This window comes from Micromonospora sp. WMMA1976, assembly GCF_027497335.1.
In the GTDB taxonomy this organism is placed as follows: Bacteria; Actinomycetota; Actinomycetes; order Mycobacteriales; family Micromonosporaceae; genus Micromonospora; species Micromonospora aurantiaca.
This window is the reverse complement of record NZ_CP114912.1, coordinates 5,658,743-5,673,500: the sequence shown is the minus strand read 5'-3', so window position 1 is coordinate 5,673,500 and position 14,758 is coordinate 5,658,743. Positions and strand designations below refer to the sequence as shown.

Below are 14,758 nucleotides of genomic sequence, written 5' to 3'. Positions count from 1 at the left end.
GACAACGTCTTGTCGGACGTTTCCGGGGTCTCGGCATAAGCTTGCCCCCATGGCCATCGCCGCGCCGATCTTCGCGTTCGCAGTCCAAGACGTGATCCAGCTGATCCTGCTCGTCTTCGCCCTGGTCGTACAGGGAGTGGCGCTGGTGCACGCGGTCACCCAGCGCGGCGACGGTTTCGCCGCGCTCGGCACGCTGCCCAAGGGCGGTTGGGTCGCCATTCTGGCGGTCTGCCTGCTGCTGACCCTGCTCGGCTTCGGCCCGATCAGCCTGTTCGGACTGATCGGCATCGCGGCCGGTCTGATCTACCTGCTCGACGTGCGGCCCGGCCTGCGGGATCTGCACGACGGCCGAGGGTCCTGGTGAGAGGTTTCCGCTGGCCCCCGCCGCCGGACGGCGGTCCCCGCACCTGGGGGCCCGGCCCCGGCGCGCCCCGGACCGGGCGGCCCGCGCTGCCCGAGCCGGAGACGGAGCTGGTCGCCACCCCGCACGGGGTGAGCCTGGAACGACTGGTCACCGGCACCGGTGACCCGGTCACCGTGTTCGCGCACGGGCTGGGCAGCGGCATCGCCACCACGCGCCCGTTCGGCAGCGGCGTCGCCGGGCGGCGCATCTTCTTCCAGTTCCGCGGGCACGGGCGCTCCGACTCCCCGCCCGGGCGGTGGAGCTACCTGGACCTCGCCCGTGACCTGCGCGCGATGGCGGACCTGAGCGGCGCGACCCGGGCGTTCGGTGCCAGCCTCGGCGCGGGCGCGCTCTGCCGGCTGCTCGCGGAGAGCCCGGAACGCTTCGAGAGGCTCGTCTTCTTCCTGCCCGCCGTGCTGGACACACCGCGCGGCGAGGTGGCCCGCGCCCGGCTCACCGGCCTGCTCGACGCGGTGGCCGAGGGCGACGCCTCGGCACTGGCCGACGCGGTGTCGCTGGAACTGCCGCCGTCGGTGCGCAACACCCCGGCCGGGTGGGCGTACCTGCGGCAGCGGCTCGATCAACTGCTGCGCGACGGGCTCGCGCCGGGGCTGGCCGACCTGCCCGCCCAGGCCCCGCTCGACGACGCCGGGTCGCTCGCCGCGGTCACCGCGCCGGCCCTGGTCATCGCCGCCGCCGAGGACGACCTGCATCCGGTCGCCGTGGCCGAGCGGCTCGCCGCCGCGCTGCCGAACGCCACACTGCACGTGTACGACCGCCCCGGCGTCCTCTGGACGGAGCGCGCCGACCTGCGGGAGCGCGTCTCGGAGTTCCTGAACGGGTAACGTCGGCCACCATGGGCGTCACACACCACGGCCGTACGCACCGGCTCGACCTCGCCGACCCGACCCTGCGCGAGTGGACCTGCCGGGTGCTGGAGGCCGATTCCGAGCAGGGCATCGTGCTGGACCGGTCCGCGTTCTACCCCGGTGGCGGCGGGCAGCCGCCGGATCACGGGGTGCTGCTCTGGCAGGGCGTACAGACCCGGATCGTCGGAACCCGCAAGGGCGACGACCTGTGGCTGATCCCGGCCGAGGGTGATCCGGTGCCGCCGGTCGGCACCGAGGTGGCCGGCGCGGTGGAGGACGCCCGCCGGACCATGCTGATGCGTACCCACTCCGGCCTGCACGTGCTCTGCGGCGTGGTGTTCCGCGACTTCGGCGCGCTCGTCACCGGCGGCAACATGGAGCCGGGCGAGGCGCGGATGGACTTCAACCTCCCCGAGGTGCCGCCGGACTTCAAGGCCCGCATCGAGGAACTGGTGAACGCCGAGGTGGCCGCCGACCGGTCGGTGGCGGTGCGGGTGCTGCCGCGCGCCGAGGCGCTCGCCCTGCCGGACATCATCCGTACCCAGTCGAACCTGATCCCGCCGGAGGAGCAGGAGGTGCGGATCGTCGACATCGTCGGGCTGGACGTGCAGGCAGACGGCGGCACGCACGTCGCCTCCACCGCCCAGATCGGCAAGGTCCAGGTGGTCAAGGTGGAGAGCAAGGGGCGGGCCAACCGCCGGGTACGCGTACGCCTGGCGGACTGACCCGCTCAGCGCGGCAGGTACGCCGCCCGGACGGCGAGCAGCCAGCGTTCCACCGTCTCCTCGTCCGGGCGCTCCGGCAGCGGTGAGCGGATCCGGCCGAACTCCGCCTCGGCGGCCGCCACCAGGGCCTGCGCCTCGTCCAGCGCGCCACCGGCGACCCGTTCGCCGAACGTGCGGAACCACTCCGGATCGGCGAGGCGGATCTCCAGCACGCCTGTCGCGTACAGCGTCCGGCCCTGGTGCAGCAGCCGGGCCAGGTGCCGGGCGTGCTTCGCCGAGCGCCGCCGGCCGCCGCTGTCCGCCGAGCGGGTGGCGAGCTTGCGGAACTGCTGCGAGGCGTACCCGAGGTAGGCGGCGCGGACCCGGGGCGCGCTGAGGAACGCCGAGCGGATCGCGATCAGCTCCTCACCGAACCCGGTACGGGTCTCGTAGCAGTCCTCGGGCAGCCACATCAGCTCGGTGGCGGTCGGGTTGCCGCTCAGCGCCAGCAGCGCGTACTTCCGGGCCTCGTGCAGCGTGACGTCCGGATCGGTGGTGACCACCGACTCGCGCGGCGCGCGCAGGCCGTGGAACGCCACTGTGGGCGCGGCGAACACGCCGATCCGGTCGGTGTCCGAGCCGGGACCGGCCAGCCCGTACGCGACCGAGCCGACGATCCCGGACAGCAGCAGGTGCATACCGGTGATGATCGCTTATCCGATTCGTTCGGGAAACCGGACTTCCGCTGTCAGGTATCGCTGACACGGTGATCCCATGAACTCACCACTGACCGGAACTGTCGCGCTCGTCGCGGGCGCGACCCGGGGCGCCGGCCGGCAGATCGCCGTGCAGCTCGGCGCCGCCGGGGCCACCGTCTACGCCACCGGCCGCACCACCCGGGAGCGCCGCTCCGAGATGGACCGGCCGGAGACGATCGAGGAGACCGCCGAGCTGGTCACGGCAGCCGGAGGCACCGGCATCGCCGTCGCCGTCGACCACCTCGACCCCGAGCAGGTACGCGCCCTGGTCGGGCGGATCGACGCCGAGCAGGGCCGCCTCGACGTGCTGGTGAACGACGTCTGGGGCGCGGACCCGCTGATCACCTGGGAGAAGCCGGTCTGGGAGCAGCCGCTCGACGCCGGTTTCCGCACGCTGCGGCTGGCCGTCGACACGCACATCATCACCAGCCACTTCGCGCTGCCGCTGCTGATCCGCAACCCGGGCGGCCTGGTCGTCGAGGTCGGCGACGGCACCAAGGAGCACAACGACAGGGAGTACCGCCTGTCGGTCTTCTACGACCTGGCGAAGGTGTCGGTGAACCGGCTCGGCTTCAGCCAGGCGCACGAACTGGCCCCGCACGGCTGCACCGCCGTCGCGCTCACGCCGGGCTGGCTGCGTTCGGAGGCGATGCTGGAACACTACGGCGTCACCGAGTCCAACTGGCGCGACGCCGCGACTACCGAACCGCACTTCGTCATGTCGGAGACGCCGGCGTTCGTCGGCCGCGCGGTCGCCGCCCTGGCCGCCGACCCGGACCGGGCCCGCTGGAACGGGCAGTCGCTGGACAGCGGCGGCCTGGCCCAGGTGTACGGCTTCACCGACGTCGACGGCAGCCGCCCGCACTGGGCCCGCTACTACGAGGAGGTGGTCAAGCCGGGCAAGCCGGCCGACCCGGACGGCTACCGCTGACCGTCGGACGGCGGATCGGTGTAGAGCGCCGCCGCGCGGCGGGTCGCCTCGGCGAAGCGTGCCCGCAGGCGCGGCGGCGCCAGCACCTCCACCTCCGGGCCGAGCGCCAGCAACTGGCCGTACGCGACGTCGACCGACTCGACGGGCAGCCGCAGCACCAGCCGGCCCTGCTCGTCCGGCGGCCCGGCCGCGTCCACCGCCTCGGTGTAGACGAACGGTGCGTCCACCAGGTGCCGCAGCGCCCGCAACCCGGCCGGGCCCAGGCGCACCGTCACCCGCTCCCGCAGCAGCTCGCGCAGGAACGCGCCGGCCTGCTCCCGCCAGTACGCGCCGAGGTCGAAGTCCTCGTCCCGCTCGAAGCCGTCGGCGCTCACCTCGACCGCCACCACCCGGTCCACCCGGTACGTCCGCCAGCCGTCACCGACCCGGCCGACCAGGTACCAGACCCCGTTCTTCAGCACCAGCCCGTACGGCGCAACCGTGCGGGTCACCTCCCGGTCCCCGCGCCGGTAGCGCAGCTCCACCATCAGGTCCCGCCAGACCGCCCGGGCCAGCTCGGCGAGCGTCGGCGGCGCCGGGGTCTCCCGGAACCAGCCGGGCACGTCCAGGTGGAACCGCTGCCCGGTACGAGCCGGCGCGTCCCGCAGGCTCGGCGGCAGCGCGGCCAGCACCTTCAGCTCGGCGGCGGCCACCGAGTCGGCAAGTCCCATGTCCCCTGCGGGTCCGGGCAACCCGGCCAGGAAGAGCGCCTCGGCCTCGTCCCGGCTCAACCCGGTCAGCCGGGTCCGGTAGCCGCCCAGCAGCCGGTAGCCGCCGGCCCGGCCCCGGTCCGCGTACACCGGGACACCGGCGGCGGAGAGCGCCAGCACGTCCCGGTAGACGGTCCGCTCGGACACCTCCAGCTCGCGTGCCAGCTCGGCGGCGGTCATCGTCTCCCGGGACTGGAGCAGCAGCACAAGCGAGATCAGCCGGGACGCACGCACCGGCCCATTGTGGTGCACCGGCCCACTAGGCTGTGCCGTCGTGAACGCCTCCCGTACGATCGCGCCGGTCACCGGCGCGGCCACCCGCTTCCTCGGCGGCGCCGGGCTGCTGCTGCGCGGCTTCGGCATGTACGTCCGCAGCCCGAAACTGATGCTGCTCGGCGTGATCCCGGCGCTGATCACCGGCGCGCTCTACGTGGCCCTGTTCGCCACGCTGCTCTACTTCGTCGACGACCTGGCGGGCTGGCTCACCCCGTTCGCCGACGACTGGTCGTCGCCCTGGCGCGGGCTGCTGCGGGTCGCCGCCGGGCTGGCGGTGGTCGGGGTCGCCGGGCTGGTCGGCGTGCTCACGTTCACCGCCGTCACGCTCGTCATCGGTGACCCGTTCTACGAGGCGATCTCGGAGCGGGTCGAGGACCGCCTCGGCGGCACCCCCGGCGCGGTGGACGTGCCGCTCTGGTCCTCGCTGCGGCGCAGCGTCGCCGACTCGTTGCGCCTGGTGGCGCTGTCCGCGCTGATCGGCGTACCCCTGTTCGCGGCCGGTTTCATCCCGGTGGTGGGACAGACGGTGGTCCCGGTGGTCGGCGCCCTGGTGGGTGGCTGGTTCCTGGCGCTGGAGCTGGTCGGCGCGCCGTTCTACCGGCGCGGGATGCGGCTGCCGGACCGGCGGGCGCGGCTGCGGGCCGACCGCCCAACCGCGCTCGGTTTCGGGGTGGCGGTCTTCCTGTGCTTCCTGATCCCGCTCGGCGCGGTGCTGGTCATGCCGGCCGCCGTCGCCGGGGCCGCGCTGCTGGCCCGCCGCTCGCTGGGCCAGCCCGTCGAGGAGAGCTGAGATGGACACCGTCCTGATCGAGGGGGACATCACCGCGCAGCAGGTCGACGCGATAGTCAACGCCGCGAACTCGTCGCTGCTCGGCGGCGGGGGAGTCGACGGCGCGATCCACGCCCGGGGCGGGCCGGCGATCCTGGAGGAGTGCGAGGCGCTGCGCGCCTCCCGCTACCCGCGCGGGCTGCCCACCGGCCAGGCCGTCGCCACCACCGCCGGCAACCTGCCGGCCCGCTGGGTGGTGCACACGGTCGGGCCGGTCTTCTCGCCGCGCGAGGACCGCTCGGCGCTGCTGCGCGACTGCTACGCCAACAGCCTGCGCATCGCCGACGGGCTGGGCGCGACACGGGTCGCGTTCCCGCTGATCTCCGCCGGGATCTACGGCTGGCCGGTCGAGGACGCGGTGGCGCAGGCGCTCACCGTGCTGCACGCGGCCACCCCGGCGCACGTCACCGAGGCCCGGCTGGTGCTGTTCGGCGCCGACACGTACGCGACGGCGGTGCGGGTGGCCGCCGGGCTCACATGAGTTTGCGCCGGCACGACCACTGGCTGTCCACCGCCCGGTAGCCGAGCCGCTCGTTCACCGCCAGCATCGGCGCGTTCGCCTCGTCGTTCGAGGTGTACGCGGTCCGTACCCCGCGAGCGGCGGCGGCGTGCAGCGCGGCCTGCTTGGTCAGCCGGGCCAGCCCGCGTCCCCGGTACGCGGGCAGCGTGCCGGTGAAGTCCGACCACATCCGGTCGCCGTCCCGCTTGACCAGGCTCAGCGCGACCAGTTCCCCGTCCACCTCGGCGAGCGTGCTCGCCTCCCGGTCCAGCCCCGGGTTGTCCCAGCACTCGTGCCGCCACAGGTCGAAGCCGAGCGCGTCCGTCGGCACGTCCCCCGGCTCGTCCCGGGACGACTCGGCGTCGACCCGGTGCACCTGGCGCGGGTCGAGCCCGGCGGCGGACACCAGCCGTACGCCCGGCGGCGGCTGCGGCATCGGCGGGGCGGTGGTTAGGTCCAGCGCCGAGTAGCGCAACTCCCGGCTGGCGGTGAAGCCGTGCCGCTGCGCGAACGGCAGCGACTCGGTGCGCGCGTGGGTGAGCACCCGGGTGGTCCCGAGCGTCCGCAGGTGACCGAGCGCGGTGTCGAACAGCGCGGTGCCGGCGCCTTGGCGGCGGTGCTCCGGATGCACGTGCAGCAGGGCGATCTCGCCCACGCCCGGTGTCGAGGTCTGCGTGTTGCGGTACGCCGACACCCAGCCGACGATCTGCCCGTCCGCCTCGGCGACCCAGCCGGCCCAGTCCTCGCCGGGCGGTGGTTCGGCGATCATGCGGCGGGTCGACTCGACTCCGCGCACCAGATAGGGAAAGACGAGCGCGCGCAACGCCACCACGGCGGGCGCGTCGTCGGGGCGGGCGGGACGGATCTCGGCTCCACTCATCCGGCGGACCCTAGCCCCGCCGCCGCCCGCCCGCGACCGGATAATCAGCGCGACCGGATGATCACGCGGACTCGCGCAGCACCAGCTCCGTCGGCAGCACCAGCGCCTGCTCGACCTGCTCGCCCGCGGCGATGCGCAGCAGTTGCCGGGTCATCGACCGGCCCAGCTCCACTATCGGCTGCCGCACCGTGGTCAGCGGCGGCTCGGTGTACGCGGCCGTCTCGATGTCGTCGAACCCGATCACCGCCACGTCCTCGGGCACCCGCCGCCCGGCCTCCCGCAGCGACCGCAGGGCGGCGTGCGCCATCAGGTCGGAGGCGGCGAACACGGCGTCCAGTTCCGGGTCGGCGGCGAGCAGCTCGCGCATCGCGGCGGTGCCGGACTCCCGGGTGAAGTCGCCGTACGCGACCAGCTCCGGCAGCCCGGCGTCGGTGATCGCGCTGCGGTAGCCGATCAGCCGCTCGATCCCGGCGACCATGTCCTGCGGCCCGGCGATGGTGGCGATCCGCCGCCGCCCGTTTGCGATCAGGTGCTGGACGGCTGTGCTCACGCCGCCCTCGTGGTCGACGTCCACGTACGGCACGTCGGCGCCGTCGAGTGGCCGCCCGCTGCACACCACCGGGATGCCGAGGCGGGCGAGCCGGCCGGGCAGCGGGTCCTCGCCGTGCAGCGAGGCGAACAGCACCCCGTCGACGTGCCGCCCGGTGGTGTACCGCTCGACCCGTTCGTGCCCGGCCGGCGAACCGGCGAGCATCAGCACGAGCTGCTTGTCCGCCGCCTCCAGCTCCTGTGCCGCGCCCCGGATGATGCCCGGGAACACCTGGTCGTCGGAGAACACCCGGGTGGCCGCCTCGGGCAGCACCAGCGCCACCGAGTCGGTCCGCTGGGTGACCAGGCTGCGGGCGGCGAGGTTCGGGACGTACCCGAGTTCCTCGACCGCCCGGCGTACCGCCTGCCGGATCGGCTCGGCGACTGTGGTCGAGCCGTTCACCACCCGGGAGACGGTGGCCCGGGACACGCCGGCCAGCCGGGCCACCGCCTCCAGGGTCGGTCGCTGTGCCGTCGTCATCCCCGTAACCACCACCTCGTCACAGCCCGTTCCGGGCGATCACCTCCTGGTACCAGCGGGCGCTGTGCTTTGGTGTGCGCCGCTGGGTCAGGTAGTCGACGTGGACGATCCCGAACCGCTTCCGGTAACCCTCGGCCCATTCGAAGTTGTCCAGCACCGACCATACGAGATAACCGCGCAGGTCCACGCCGCGGGCGATGGCTTCGTGCGCGGCGCGCAGGTGCCCGTCGAGGTAGGCGACCCGGTCGGCGTCGGCAACCCCGCCCTGCTCGTCGACGTCGGTGTCCGGAAACGCCCCGCCGTTCTCGGTGATCATCAGGGGGAGCCCGGGACAGTCGGCCGCCACGCGTTCCAGCAGCCGGGTCAGCCCGGCCGGCTCGATCGACCAGCCCATGTCGGTCAGCGGCCCGGCCGGCGGCAGGAACTCGACGGTCCCGGCGGTCCCCGGGTACGCGTCGCCGCCTGCGCCGCCCGCACGCCCGGCCACGTAGGTGGGCGCGTAGTAGTTCAGGCCGAGCAGGTCCAGCGGCGCGGCGATCAGCTTCTCGTCCCCGTCCCTGACGAAGTCCGGCGCGACGATCCGGCTGACGTGGGCCAGCACGTCCGCCGGGTAGCCGCCGCCGGTGAGCGGGTCCAGGAAGATCCGGTTGTGCAGGCCGTCGACCAGCCGGACCGCCTCGGCGTCGGCGGCGCTGCCCGCGTCCGCCGGCTGCACGTCGGCCAGGTTGAGCGTGATCCCGAGCGTCTCCGCGCCGGCCGCGCGCAGCGCCCGCGCCGCCAGGCCGTGGCCGAGCAGCAGATGGTGTACGGCGCGGAACGCGTCACCGGCGTCGCGGCGTCCCGGCGCGTGCACCCCGGAGCCGTACCCGAGGTAGGCCGAGCACCACGGCTCGTTGAGCGTGGTCCAGGTGCGGACCCGGTCGCCGAGGCGGCCGTGCACGGCGAGCGCGTACTCGGCGAAGTGCTCGGCGGTCTCCCGTACCGTCCAGCCGCCCCGGTCCTCCAGCGCCTGCGGCAGGTCCCAGTGGTAGAGCGTGACGATCGGGTCGATGCCGGCGTCCAGCAGCGCGTCGGTCAGCCGGTCGTAGAAGTCCAGCCCGCGCGGCTCGACCGGGCCGGTGCCGTCCGGCCGCACCCGGGGCCAGGACACCGAGAACCGGTACGCCCGCAGCCCCAGCTCGGCCATCAGCGCGACGTCCTCGGCGTACCGGTGGTAGTGGTCGCAGGCCACGTCGCCGGTGTGGCCGGCGAACACCGCGCCCGGCGTACGGCTGAAGGTGTCCCAGATCGACGGGCCGCGACCGTCGTCGCGGGCGGCGCCCTCGATCTGGTACGCGGCGGTGGCCCCGCCCCAGACGAAGCCCTCCGGGAATCGGACGTTGCTCATGCCTTGACCGCACCTTCCATGATCCCGCCGATGATCTGGCGGCCGAAGACGACGAACACCAGCAGCAGCGGCAGCGTGGCGATGGCCGTGCCGGTGAACACCTGCGACATGTCCTGGTAGTACCCGTCGGAGAGGGCCCGCAGCGACAGCTGGACAGTCGGGTTCTCCGGGTCGTTCAGCACCGCGTACGGCCACAGGAAGTCGTTCCAGGTGGTCATGAACGTGAGCAGGCCGAGGACGGCGGCGGCCGGGCGCAGCGCGGGCAGCACCACGTTCCAGTAGATCCGCGCGGTGTTGCAGCCGTCCATCCGGGCCGCCTCGATCAGCTCGGTGCTCACGGCCTGGCCGGCGTACTGGCGCATCATGAACACGCCGAAGCCGGTGACCAGCGCCGGCACGATCACGGCGGGCAGCCGGTCGTTCCAGTTCAGCTTCGTCATGAGCAGGTAGAGCGGGATCACGCCGAGCTGGGTGGGGACCATCATGGTGGCGACGATGACCAGCAGCAGCGCGTTGCGCCCGCGGAAGCGCAGCTTGGCGAACGCGAACCCGGCCAGCGTGGAGAAGAACACCACCGAGATCGTGACGGTGGTGGCCACGATCGCCGAGTTGATCAGGCCGGTCAGGAAGTACGCGTCGGTGTTGTCGAACAGCCGGGCGATGTTGGCGCCGAGGTTGCCGCCGGGGGTGAGCGGCGGCGGCACCTGGCCCATCGTGTCGCTGGTCCGGCTGGCCACCACGAACATCCAGTAGATCGGGAAGATCGACAGGACGGCGGAGAGCGTCAGCGCCAGGTAGGTGAGCCGGCTGGCCGACCAGAGGCGGGTCATCGGGAGACCTCCTTGCGGGAGCCGCCGCCGAGCCGGCGCAGGAGCAGGACGTTTATCGCCGCGACCACGGCGATGAGGGCGAACAGCAGCCAGGCGACGGCGGAGCCGTAGCCGAAGTTGTAGTGCGGTGCGAAGGCGTTCTCGAACATGTACATGGTCACCGTCTGCGACTCGCGCAGCGGTCCGCCGCGGATCGCGTTGGTGCCGGAGTTGAACATCCGGGGCTCGGTGAAGAGCTGGAGGCCGCCGATGGTGGAGATGATGACCGCGAAGATGATCGTCGGCTTGAGCAGCGGCACCGTGATGGACCAGAACTGCCGGGCCCGGCCGGCGCCGTCGATCGACGCCGACTCGTACAGGTCGCGGGGGATGGCCTGCATGGCGGCGAGGAAGATCAGCGCGTTGTAGCCGGTCCAGCGCCAGTCGACCATCGTGGAGATGGCGACCCAGGCGGCGAACCGGTTCGCCTTCCAGTCGATCGCGTTGATCCCGACGTGGTCGAGCAGCCAGTTGATCATGCCGAACTCGCGGCCGAACAGTACCGCGAACACGATCGCCACGGCGGCGGTCGAGGTGACGTTCGGGATCAGCACCGCCATCCGCCAGGTGGTACGGGCGCGCAGCTGCCGGTTGAGCAGGTTGGCCAGCCAGAGCGCGGCCAGCAGCTGGGGCACCGTGGAGATCACGAAGATGCCCAGCGTGTTGACCACCGAGTGCCAGAAGTCCGAGTCGGCGAGCAACTGGGTGTAGTTGTCGAAGCCGATGAACGGGTGCTCGGCGCCGAGCAGGTCCCAGTCGTGCAGCGAGACCCAGAACGTGTACGCCAGCGGGTACGCCCCGAAGACGCCGAACAGCAGGAAGAACGGGGCGATGAACAGGTACGGCGAGTACTTCGTGTCGAGTCGGCTGAGCCGGTTGCCCAGGCCGGGACGGGTGGGGCGGGGTGCCGGTGCGACCGGCGGGCGGGCGTCGAGCTGGACGGCCATGACCCGGGACTCCTTTCCGCCGTGCGGGCGGCCCCCGTGGCCGGGTGGCCGCCCGCACGCGCTGCTCGGGTTACTTGGCGGCGGCCTTCTCGGCGTTGGCGACCGCGTCGGTCCAGCCCTGCTCCGGTGAGCGCTTGCCCAGCTCGACGCTGCGGACGGCGTTCTCGACCTCGGTGCGTACGGCCTGGTTCTTCGGTCCCATGTAGACCGGCTTCAGGCTCTTGGCGCCCTCGGCGAAGATCTTCCCGACCGGCGCCTCGGAGAAGTAGGCGTTCTTCGAGTCGATGATCGCCGGGTCCTCCAGCGCCTGCGGCGAGGAGGGCAGGGGACCCTTCGCCTTGAACGCGCCGATCTGACCCTTGGCGCTGGTCAGGAACTTGGCCAGCTCGATCGCCTCGGCCTGGTGCTTGCTCTGCTTCGGCACGGCGAGGAACGAGCCGCCCCAGTTGCCACCGTTGCCGGGGATCTGGGCGATGTCCCACTTGCCCTTGGCGCCCGCGCCCGCGTTGCCCTCGATCACGCCGGTCATCCAGGCCGGGCAGGCGATGGTGGCGAACTTCGACTGCTTGAACGCCGACACCCACTCCTCGGACCAGGAGCCGTACTTGCCGGACAGCCCCGAGTCGATGATGTCCATCGTGGTGTCGTACGCCTGCTTCACCGCCGGGTTGCTGCCGACGACCAGGTTGTTGCCGGTGTCGTAGTAGCTGTAGCCGCTGCTGTTGCCGGCGGTCTGGAGCAGGATCGTGTTGAACGTGTTCGTCGCGGCGTCCAGGAACGACGCGCCGGTCTTCTTCGCGGTGAACTGCTCGCCGACCTTGATGTAGTCCTGCCAGGTGGGCCAGAGCTTGGAGACCGCCTCCCGGTCGGTGGGCAGGCCGGCCTTGGCGAACAGGTCGGTGCGGTAGCACATCGCCATGCCGCCGACATCAGTGCCGAGGCCGATGAGCTGCTTGCCGTCGGCGGTGAGCCCCTGGTTCCACTTCCAGTCGAGGAAGTTGCCCTTCAGGTCGGCCGCGCCGTGGTCGAGCAGGTTGACGAAGTTCTGCGGGTTGGCCTTGTACTCGACGAGCAGGCCCTCCTCGATGGCGACCACGTCACCGGCGCCCTTGCCCGCGGCGAGCCACTGGGTGAGCTTCGGGGAGTACTCGTCGAGGTTGCCGCCGGTGCCGCGCTCGACGATCTTCACGCCGGGGTGGCTGGCCATGTACTCCTGGTAGAGATCGGCGTAACCGAACTGGCCGAAGACGTCGACGGTGAGCGTTATCGGCCCGTCGGCGGCGGCATCGTCGCCGCCGCCGCAGGCGGTGGTGCCGAGCAGCGCGGTGGCGGCGACCACTGCAACCGCCGCCAGGCGGCGGCGCGTGAAGGTGAGCATGCTGTCCTGACCTCTCGGGTCGTCGAAACGGGTGGTGGAAGGCGGTTCCGGAACTAAGAGAGCGCTCTCACGACAGCGTGGTGGAGGGTCCCGGACCTTGTCAAGAGAGCGCTCTCAGAGCGGTCCGAAAAGAAGCGGAGAGGAGCGGCCTCCGCCCCTCTCCGCCCGGTGCCCGTCGTCAGCCGACCCGCAGGCCCCCCAGCAGGGCCGGGTCGCCCGCCACGTCCAGCGCGTCGAAGCTGATCCGGCCCATCAGCGCCAGCAGCAGATCGCTCGCCGTACCCGACACCTGCGCCCGCGCGCGGTGGTCGTCGTGGTCGAGGATCGTCGCGGTGTCCAGCAGCGCGACCCCCTCACCCCGCAACCGCAGGTACCACTCCTGTGCCGCGTCGGTCGCGTTCAGCTGCACCACGCCGCGCCACTGCCCGGGCTGCACCCGCCGTCCCGCCGGCAGCCACGTGTCCAGCACCTCACTCACCCCGTCGGCCGCGAGCTTCGCCTCGATCGGATCACCCGCACCGATCGCGAGCTGGGCGTCCCAGCGGTGCACGGCCGTCTCGTGCGCCATCCGGCGCGGCCAGAAGGCCGCCTTCTTCGGCTGGGGCGCGAAGTTCCAGGCCGGCGCCTCCGGATCCGTCGCCTCCAGCAGCGCGGTGATCCGCTCGTACTCCTGCGCGTACCACTGCGCCGCGGTCAGACCCGCCGGCGGCTCCGGGTCGTGCCGCTCCGGGCGCGTGGTGCCGCCCGTGGACAGCACGGTGCCCACCCAGACGTACGCGCGGGTCAGGTGATGAGCGAGATCGGTGACAGTCCAGCCGGGACAGGACAGCACGGGTGTCTCGGGCGGCGCCTCGGCCACCGCCGTGGCGAAGGCGGGGCCCTCCGTGCGCAGCGCGCCGATCCAGAAGTCCTTCGTGTGGTGCAGTCTGCTCATCGCCATCCTCCCGGGGGTGACCGGGCCACCAGTGGGTGCTCCGGCTACCCCTCAGCCTAGGGTGAAAGGCGTGTCAGACGTCTACGCCGAACCGGCTACTGCCGGTGAACCGACCGATCCGGCCACCCTGGCGCGCTACACCACGCTCCGGCTCGGCGGACCCGCCGGGCGGCTGGAGACCGCCGAGGACGCCACCCAGATCGTGCTGAAGGTGCAGGAAGCGGAAGCCCGCGAGCAGGCCGTACTGGTGCTGGCCGGCGGCAGCAACGTCGTGATCGGCGATCAGGGCTTCCCCGGCACCGTCGTGCTCGTCCGCTCCCGGGGGTTCCGGGCCGTCGCCGAGGACGGCGACACCGTCACGGTACGTGTCGAAGCCGGCGAGCCGTGGGACGACCTCGTCGCCGCCACCGTCGAGCGCGGCTGGTCCGGGCTGGAGTGCCTCTCCGGCATCCCCGGCTCGGCCGGCGCGACCCCGATCCAGAACGTCGGCGCGTACGGCCAGGAGGTCGCCGAGACGATCGTCGCCGTCGAGGCGTACGACCGTACCCGCCGCGAGGTGGTGCGGATCGCCGCGGCGGACTGCGGGTTCGTCTACCGGGGCAGCATCTTCAAGTACAGCGACCGCTGGGTGGTGCTCACCGTCGACTTCCGGCTCACCCGGTCCCCGCTGTCCGGCCCGGTCCGCTACGCCGAACTGGCCCGGGCGCTCGGCGTCGAGGTGGGCGACCGGGTGCCGCTCGCCGAAGCCCGCGCCACGGTGCGCAAGCTGCGCGCCGGCAAGGGCATGGTGCTCGACCCGGCAGACCCGGACACCTGGTCGGTGGGCTCGTTCTTCACCAACCCGGTGCTGCCGGGCGAGGTGTTCGAGCAGATGCGGGAACGCGCCGCCGACGTGGGGGAGCCGCCGCACTGGCCTGGTGCCGACGGCGCGGTGAAGGTCAGCGCGGCGTGGCTGATCGACAAGGCCGGGTTCGGCAAGGGGTACGCGGGCCCGGAGGGCGTCGCCATCTCCAGCAAGCACACGCTGGCGCTCACGAACCGTTCCGGCACCGCCAGTACGGCCGCCCTGGTGGCGCTGGCGCGCGAGATCCGCGACGGCGTCCAGTCCCGGTTCGGCGTAACCCTCCACCCCGAGCCCGTCCTCATCAACTGCACCATCTGACCGCCCTCGCCCTCGCCCTCGCCCTGGCCCCCGCCCGCCTCACCCCCGCGATCTTGTACTTCCGGCCCTCGGTGCGGGCGTGTTGACCCGTTCTGCCGGCGCGGCCAGTGCAAG

At 72.6% G+C, this 14,758-nt stretch carries 16 protein-coding genes; 7 read left to right on the top strand and 9 right to left on the bottom strand.

The window, feature by feature from the left end:
• Positions 1 to 49: 49 nt before the first annotated feature.
• From O7546_RS26145 to O7546_RS26135, 3 genes are read left to right on the top strand one after another with little or no spacing between them, the layout of a single operon-like run.
• Positions 50 to 364 carry a DUF2516 family protein gene (locus tag O7546_RS26145; protein WP_013288803.1) on the top strand — a complete coding sequence of 105 codons (315 nt, stop codon included), beginning with the start codon at positions 50 to 52 and terminating at the stop codon, positions 362 to 364.
• Entirely contained in the window at positions 361 to 1,248 is an 888-nt protein-coding gene (locus O7546_RS26140) for an alpha/beta hydrolase (protein WP_194801822.1), read from the top strand. Before O7546_RS26145 ends, O7546_RS26140 begins: the two co-directional genes overlap by 4 nt.
• 11 nt (positions 1,249 to 1,259) lie before the next feature.
• A complete protein-coding gene (locus O7546_RS26135; RefSeq protein WP_194801821.1) occupies positions 1,260 to 1,997 on the top strand; it encodes an alanyl-tRNA editing protein in 738 nt (245 codons plus the stop codon).
• A 5-nt stretch (positions 1,998 to 2,002) separates the two neighbouring features.
• On the opposite strand, the gene O7546_RS26130 is transcribed toward O7546_RS26135, so the two are convergent.
• Entirely contained in the window at positions 2,003 to 2,674 is a 672-nt protein-coding gene (locus O7546_RS26130) for a nucleotidyltransferase domain-containing protein (protein ID WP_194801820.1), read from the bottom strand.
• A 76-nt stretch (positions 2,675 to 2,750) separates the two neighbouring features.
• On the opposite strand from O7546_RS26130, the gene O7546_RS26125 reads away from it, so the two are divergent.
• The gene (locus O7546_RS26125; RefSeq protein WP_269697724.1) at positions 2,751 to 3,665 is read left to right on the top strand and encodes an SDR family oxidoreductase; all 915 of its coding nucleotides are present in this window, start codon (positions 2,751 to 2,753) and stop codon (positions 3,663 to 3,665) included.
• Here O7546_RS26125 and O7546_RS26120 read toward each other — a convergent pair.
• Entirely contained in the window at positions 3,656 to 4,648 is a 993-nt protein-coding gene (locus O7546_RS26120) for a YafY family protein (RefSeq protein ID WP_194801818.1), read from the bottom strand. The genes O7546_RS26125 and O7546_RS26120 overlap by 10 nt on opposite strands.
• Before the next feature lie 40 nt (positions 4,649 to 4,688).
• Between O7546_RS26120 and O7546_RS26115 the strand changes: the two genes are divergently transcribed.
• Positions 4,689 to 5,480, top strand: a complete 792-nt coding sequence (locus tag O7546_RS26115) for an EI24 domain-containing protein (protein ID WP_194801817.1) — start codon at positions 4,689 to 4,691, stop codon at positions 5,478 to 5,480.
• Position 5,481: 1 nt separating this feature from the next.
• Positions 5,482 to 6,000 carry an O-acetyl-ADP-ribose deacetylase gene (locus O7546_RS26110; protein WP_194801816.1) on the top strand — a complete coding sequence of 173 codons (519 nt, stop codon included), beginning with the start codon at positions 5,482 to 5,484 and terminating at the stop codon, positions 5,998 to 6,000.
• On the opposite strand, the gene O7546_RS26105 is transcribed toward O7546_RS26110, so the two are convergent.
• The 7 genes from O7546_RS26105 to O7546_RS26075 all read right to left on the bottom strand — a co-directional run bounded on the left by O7546_RS26105 (position 5,993) and on the right by O7546_RS26075 (position 13,482).
• The gene (locus O7546_RS26105; protein WP_194801815.1) at positions 5,993 to 6,898 is read right to left on the bottom strand and encodes a GNAT family N-acetyltransferase; all 906 of its coding nucleotides are present in this window, start codon (positions 6,896 to 6,898) and stop codon (positions 5,993 to 5,995) included. The genes O7546_RS26110 and O7546_RS26105 overlap by 8 nt on opposite strands.
• Positions 6,899 to 6,959: 61 nt before the next feature.
• Positions 6,960 to 7,967 (bottom strand): LacI family DNA-binding transcriptional regulator, encoded by a 1,008-nt coding sequence (locus O7546_RS26100; RefSeq protein WP_194801814.1) that lies wholly within the window; start codon positions 7,965 to 7,967, stop codon positions 6,960 to 6,962.
• Positions 7,968 to 7,986: 19 nt separating this feature from the next.
• Positions 7,987 to 9,354 carry a GH1 family beta-glucosidase gene (locus O7546_RS26095; RefSeq protein ID WP_194801813.1) on the bottom strand — a complete coding sequence of 456 codons (1,368 nt, stop codon included), beginning with the start codon at positions 9,352 to 9,354 and terminating at the stop codon, positions 7,987 to 7,989.
• A complete protein-coding gene (locus O7546_RS26090) occupies positions 9,351 to 10,184 on the bottom strand; it encodes a carbohydrate ABC transporter permease (RefSeq protein WP_121683310.1) in 834 nt (277 codons plus the stop codon). Before O7546_RS26090 ends, O7546_RS26095 begins: the two co-directional genes overlap by 4 nt.
• Positions 10,181 to 11,170 (bottom strand): sugar ABC transporter permease, encoded by a 990-nt coding sequence (locus O7546_RS26085; RefSeq protein WP_194801812.1) that lies wholly within the window; start codon positions 11,168 to 11,170, stop codon positions 10,181 to 10,183. Before O7546_RS26085 ends, O7546_RS26090 begins: the two co-directional genes overlap by 4 nt.
• A 70-nt stretch (positions 11,171 to 11,240) precedes the next feature.
• Positions 11,241 to 12,548: an extracellular solute-binding protein gene (locus O7546_RS26080; RefSeq protein WP_121683308.1), complete on the bottom strand. Its 1,308-nt coding sequence runs from the start codon at positions 12,546 to 12,548 to the stop codon at positions 11,241 to 11,243.
• A 178-nt stretch (positions 12,549 to 12,726) separates the two neighbouring features.
• Entirely contained in the window at positions 12,727 to 13,482 is a 756-nt protein-coding gene (locus O7546_RS26075; protein ID WP_269697722.1) for a maleylpyruvate isomerase family mycothiol-dependent enzyme, read from the bottom strand.
• Positions 13,483 to 13,552: 70 nt separating this feature from the next.
• Here O7546_RS26075 and O7546_RS26070 point away from each other — a divergent pair, with 70 nt between their 5' ends.
• A complete protein-coding gene (locus O7546_RS26070; protein ID WP_194801810.1) occupies positions 13,553 to 14,644 on the top strand; it encodes a UDP-N-acetylmuramate dehydrogenase in 1,092 nt (363 codons plus the stop codon).
• The last annotated feature ends 114 nt before the right edge of the window (positions 14,645 to 14,758 follow it).

What these genes read in the sequence shown, in the direction of transcription:
- O7546_RS26145 (WP_013288803.1), top strand. Translation starts at nt 50, where the DNA reads ATGGCCATCGCCGCGCCGATCTTCGCGTTCGCAGTCCAAGACGTGATC.
- O7546_RS26135 (WP_194801821.1), top strand. Translation starts at nt 1,260, where the DNA reads ATGGGCGTCACACACCACGGCCGTACGCACCGGCTCGACCTCGCCGAC.
- O7546_RS26130 (WP_194801820.1), bottom strand. Translation starts at nt 2,674, where the DNA reads ATGCACCTGCTGCTGTCCGGGATCGTCGGCTCGGTCGCGTACGGGCTG.
- O7546_RS26125 (WP_269697724.1), top strand. Translation starts at nt 2,751, where the DNA reads ATGAACTCACCACTGACCGGAACTGTCGCGCTCGTCGCGGGCGCGACC.
- O7546_RS26110 (WP_194801816.1), top strand. Translation starts at nt 5,482, where the DNA reads ATGGACACCGTCCTGATCGAGGGGGACATCACCGCGCAGCAGGTCGAC.
- O7546_RS26105 (WP_194801815.1), bottom strand. Translation starts at nt 6,898, where the DNA reads ATGAGTGGAGCCGAGATCCGTCCCGCCCGCCCCGACGACGCGCCCGCC.
- O7546_RS26100 (WP_194801814.1), bottom strand. Translation starts at nt 7,967, where the DNA reads ATGACGACGGCACAGCGACCGACCCTGGAGGCGGTGGCCCGGCTGGCC.
- O7546_RS26095 (WP_194801813.1), bottom strand. Translation starts at nt 9,354, where the DNA reads ATGAGCAACGTCCGATTCCCGGAGGGCTTCGTCTGGGGCGGGGCCACC.
- O7546_RS26090 (WP_121683310.1), bottom strand. Translation starts at nt 10,184, where the DNA reads ATGACCCGCCTCTGGTCGGCCAGCCGGCTCACCTACCTGGCGCTGACG.
- O7546_RS26085 (WP_194801812.1), bottom strand. Translation starts at nt 11,170, where the DNA reads ATGGCCGTCCAGCTCGACGCCCGCCCGCCGGTCGCACCGGCACCCCGC.
- O7546_RS26080 (WP_121683308.1), bottom strand. Translation starts at nt 12,548, where the DNA reads ATGCTCACCTTCACGCGCCGCCGCCTGGCGGCGGTTGCAGTGGTCGCC.
- O7546_RS26075 (WP_269697722.1), bottom strand. Translation starts at nt 13,482, where the DNA reads ATGAGCAGACTGCACCACACGAAGGACTTCTGGATCGGCGCGCTGCGC.